The organism is Duganella radicis (assembly GCF_009720825.1).
In the GTDB taxonomy this organism is placed as follows: domain Bacteria; phylum Pseudomonadota; class Gammaproteobacteria; order Burkholderiales; family Burkholderiaceae_D; genus Rugamonas; species Rugamonas radicis.
The window spans coordinates 1-3876 of record NZ_WNKY01000096.1 but is presented as its reverse complement, the minus strand read 5'-3'; the positions used below and the strand labels follow the sequence as shown (position 1 = coordinate 3876).

Annotated in this window: 4 protein-coding genes; 2 read left to right on the top strand and 2 right to left on the bottom strand. The window is 65.2% G+C overall.

Annotation, left to right across the window (positions count from 1 at the left end; genetic code table 11):
- Nucleotides 1–273: 273 nt before the first annotated feature.
- The gene (locus GM676_RS31090; RefSeq protein WP_155468427.1) at nt 274–714 is read right to left on the bottom strand and encodes an acyl-CoA thioesterase; all 441 of its coding nucleotides are present in this window, start codon (nt 712–714) and stop codon (nt 274–276) included.
- A complete protein-coding gene (locus tag GM676_RS31085; RefSeq protein WP_155468426.1) occupies nt 711–1508 on the bottom strand; it encodes an RNA methyltransferase in 798 nt (265 codons plus the stop codon). The genes GM676_RS31090 and GM676_RS31085 overlap by 4 nt, the downstream gene beginning before the upstream one ends.
- Before the next feature lie 162 nt (nt 1509–1670).
- Here GM676_RS31085 and GM676_RS31080 point away from each other — a divergent pair, with 162 nt between their 5' ends.
- A complete protein-coding gene (locus tag GM676_RS31080) occupies nt 1671–2453 on the top strand; it encodes an inositol monophosphatase family protein (protein ID WP_155468428.1) in 783 nt (260 codons plus the stop codon).
- Between the two features lie 153 nt (nt 2454–2606).
- On the top strand, nt 2607–3876 hold a 1270-nt coding region (locus GM676_RS31075; RefSeq protein ID WP_155468425.1), incomplete at its 3' end, for a DEAD/DEAH box helicase.

Here is a 3876-nt window from a genome sequence, read left to right as displayed (position 1 = left end):
GCCGGCTCCCGCGGCAGGGCCGGGCCCAGCATGACCGGCAGCACGGCGTCCAGCACGGCGCGGGCGCCGCCCTCCAGGGCAAAGCGCTGGGCGCCCGGCGGCTGGGCCAGGCGATAGAGGGCGCCGCCGGCGGCGATGGTTAACGCCCCGGCCACGCCGATCTTCAGAAAAGATCTGCGGGATGCTTGCATGGTCTCCGTCCATTTTTTATGGTTTGGGCTAGTGTAATGGAAGTTGCAACGCTGCTTGCACGGCAAAACTAGAGGACGGCGTCTAGTCCTGGGCGGCCACCACGGCCGGCAGATAGCCGTCGCAAAATTCGGCCGGCATGCGGCGCGCGCGGCCGCTGCTGATCTCGATGCACACCAGCGCCCAGCGCCCGCGCAGCACGGTGGCGCCGTCGCTGGCGCGCAGCAGCTGGAAGCGGCGTTCCATGTTCAGCTTGCCATCGGTGCTGTACAGCCAGGTGCCCAGCAGCAGCGGTTCGCCGGCGGCGGTGGGCAGCAGGTAGTCGTACTCGGAACGGCGGATCGCCATGGCACGGTCGAGGCGGCGATAGTCGGCCAGGCTCAGGCCCAGCGCTTCCGAGTGGGCCCAGCCGGCCTGCTCGCACCAGCGCACATACACCGCGTTGTTGGTATGGTCGAGGCCGTCAATGTCGGCGGCGCCGGGCGACAGTGCCAGAATATGGGGTTGCGGATGATCCCAGTTCATGCGCCATCCTTGCCGTGGCGGCCGCGCATGTGGCGGGCGATGCCGCGCAGGATATTCACCTCTTCCTTCTCCAGCTGGGCGCGCGCGAACAGGCGTTTCAGGCGCGGCATCAGCTTGCGCGGATTGCCGACGTCGAGGAAACCGATCTCCACCAGCGCCCGCTCCAGATGGGTGAACATGCCCTCGATCTGCTCGATGCTGGCGGCCTCGCCCTGGAAGCCGACCTCGTTGGCGTCGCCGCCCGGCTGGCGCGGCGTCAGCGCCACGCCGGCGCCGTCCAGCACCGCCATGCGGCACTCATAGGCCAGCACCTGGGCCGCCTGCGACAGGTTGAGCGAGGAATAGTCGGGATTGGCCGGGATGTTGATCAGCACATTGCACTTTTCCACCAGCTCGTTCGGCAGGCCGAAGCGCTCGTTGCCAAAGATCAGGGCGGCGCGCCAGTCCGGCTGCGCCACCAGCTGCCCGGCCAGCTGGCGCGGCGACAGCACCGGCGGCGAGAACTCGCGCAACCGGGCCGACACCGCCGCCGCGTAGGTGATGCCCTCCAGCGCCTCGGCCATGCTGCCCACCACCCGCGCGCCGCGCAGAATATCCTGGGCGCCGCTGGCAAACGCCACCGCCTCGGGGTCGTGCAGGGCGTTCTCGAAGCGCGGCGCGACCAGCACCAGATCGCTGTAGCCCATGGTTTTCATGGCCCGTGCCACGGCGCCAATATTGCCCGCGCGGCTAGTCTCGACCAGAATAAATCGCAGCTGTTTGAAAAGATTCGTGTTGATTTCGGGCAGGTTCATTTAAAATAGCGCATTCGCGCGATGTCGATACGGAAATTCAAGCAGAATTCTACCCTGTCGCCACCGCCCCGCTCTTTGTCATTTTGTCTCCCTGTCGTGCCGCCGGGCTGGAATTCCCCCGGTGGGCGTTAGCATTTTTATACGGAAAAGCCCATGCATCCAATGATCAATACGGCCGTGAAAGCCGCCCGCCGCGCCGCCGCCGTCATCAACCGCGCTTCCTTCGACCTCGATCGCCTGATCGTCACCGAGAAGAACCACAAGGACTTCGCCACCGACGTTGACCAGGCTGCCGAGCAAGCCATCATCGAGGTGCTGTCCAAGGCCTACCCCGACCACGCCTTCCTGGGCGAAGAATCCGGCGCATCGGCCAACGCGCACGACGAGGCAGAATACACCTGGATCATCGACCCGATCGACGGCACCACCAACTTCATGCACGGCTTCCCGCAGTACGCGATCTCGATCGCGCTGTCGCAGCGCGGCGTGATCACGCAATCGGTGGTGTACGACCCGGTGCGCAACGACCTGTTCACCGCCACCAAGGGCGCCGGCGCCTACCTGAACGAGAAGCGCATCCGCGTCGGCAAGCTGGACCGCATTGCCAACGCCCTGCTGGCCACCGGCTACCAGGTTGGCAACCCGGCCGCGCTGAAGGAATACCTGGAAATGTACGGCATCATGGCCGAGCGTTGCCAGGGCGTGCGGCGCGCCGGCAGCGCCGCGCTGGACCTGGCCTACGTCGCCTGCGGCCGCCTGGACGGCTTCTATGAAAAAGGCCTAAAGCCCTGGGATATCGCTGGCGGCGCGCTGCTGGTGACCGAGGCCGGCGGCATCGTCGCTGAGTTCAACGGCGAATCGGACTACCTGTACAAGGGCGACATCATCGCCGGCAGCCCGAAAATCTTCGGCCAGATGGTCGGTTTGCTGACGCCATACGCCTAAGCCTCACACGCTGTTACAAAAAAGGGAGCGTTTGCTCCCTTTTTTGTTTCCTTTTTTATTTCCTATTTGAAACAAGATGCTATACTGAAAGTTGCGGCACCGCTCAGTCCGATGCCGCAAACCAAGAATACTCGACTGAAATATCGAATTACTATGTCATTCTCTACCCTCGGTTTGTCCGACGCCCTCGTCCGCGCAGTGAGCGAAACAGGCTACACCTCGCCTACGCCGATCCAGCAGCAGGCCATCCCTGCTGTGCTGAACGGCGGCGACCTGCTGGCGGGCGCGCAAACCGGCACCGGCAAGACGGCCGGCTTCACCCTGCCGCTGCTGCACCGCCTGTCGACCGACGCCGTCGGCGTCAAACAGACCAGCAACAAGACCGCGCGCGCGATCCGCGCCCTGATCCTGACCCCGACCCGCGAACTGGCGGCCCAGGTCGAGGAAAGCGTGCGCGTGTACGGCAAGTACACCAACCTGAATTCGGCCGTGATCTTTGGCGGGGTCGGCATCAACCCGCAGATCAAGCAGCTCAAGCACGGCGTCGACATCCTGGTGGCCACGCCGGGCCGCCTGCTGGACCACATGGACCAGGGCACGGTCGACTTGGGCAAGATCGAAATCCTGGTGCTGGACGAGGCCGACCGCATGCTCGACATGGGCTTCATCCGCGACATCCGCAAAGTGCTGGCCGGCCTGCCGGCCAAGCGCCAGAACCTGCTGTTCTCGGCCACCTTCTCGGACGAGATCAAGGCCCTGGCCGACGGCCTGCTGGACAAGCCGGCCACGATTGAAGTGGCGCGCCGCAACTCGACGGTGGAAATCATCGCGCAGAAAATCCACCCGGTGGACCGCGACAAAAAACACCCGATGCTGGCGCACCTGATCAAGTCCAACAACTGGCACCAGGTGCTGGTGTTCACCCGCACCAAGCACGGCGCCAACAAACTGGTCGAGCAGCTGGAGAAGGACGGCATCGGCGCCATGGCCATCCACGGCAACAAGAGCCAGTCGGCGCGCACCAAGGCGCTGTCCGAGTTCAAGGACAACAAGCTGCAAGTGCTGGTGGCCACCGACATCGCCGCGCGCGGCATCGACATCGACCAGCTGCCGCACGTGGTCAACTACGACCTGCCGAACGTGCCGGAAGACTATGTGCACCGCATCGGCCGCACCGGCCGCGCCGGCGCCACCGGCGAGGCGGTCTCGCTGGTGTGCGTGGACGAGCACCAGATGTTGAAAGACATTGAAAAGCTGATCAAGCAAACCCTGCCGCGCGACGTGATCCCGGGCTTCGAGCCGGACCCGAGCGCGCGTCCGCAACCGATCCAGCTGCGCAGCGGCGGCCCCGGCCACCGCAACGGCCCGAGCCGCAACGGCGGCGGCGCCCGCAAGCCGGGCGGCAACGGCAATGGCAACGGCA

Coding starts and splice junctions, on each gene's coding strand:
- GM676_RS31080 (WP_155468428.1), top strand. CDS start 1,671: ATGATCAATACGGCCGTGAAAGCCGCCCGCCGCGCCGCCGCCGTCATC.
- GM676_RS31085 (WP_155468426.1), bottom strand. CDS start 1,508: ATGAACCTGCCCGAAATCAACACGAATCTTTTCAAACAGCTGCGATTT.
- GM676_RS31090 (WP_155468427.1), bottom strand. CDS start 714: ATGAACTGGGATCATCCGCAACCCCATATTCTGGCACTGTCGCCCGGC.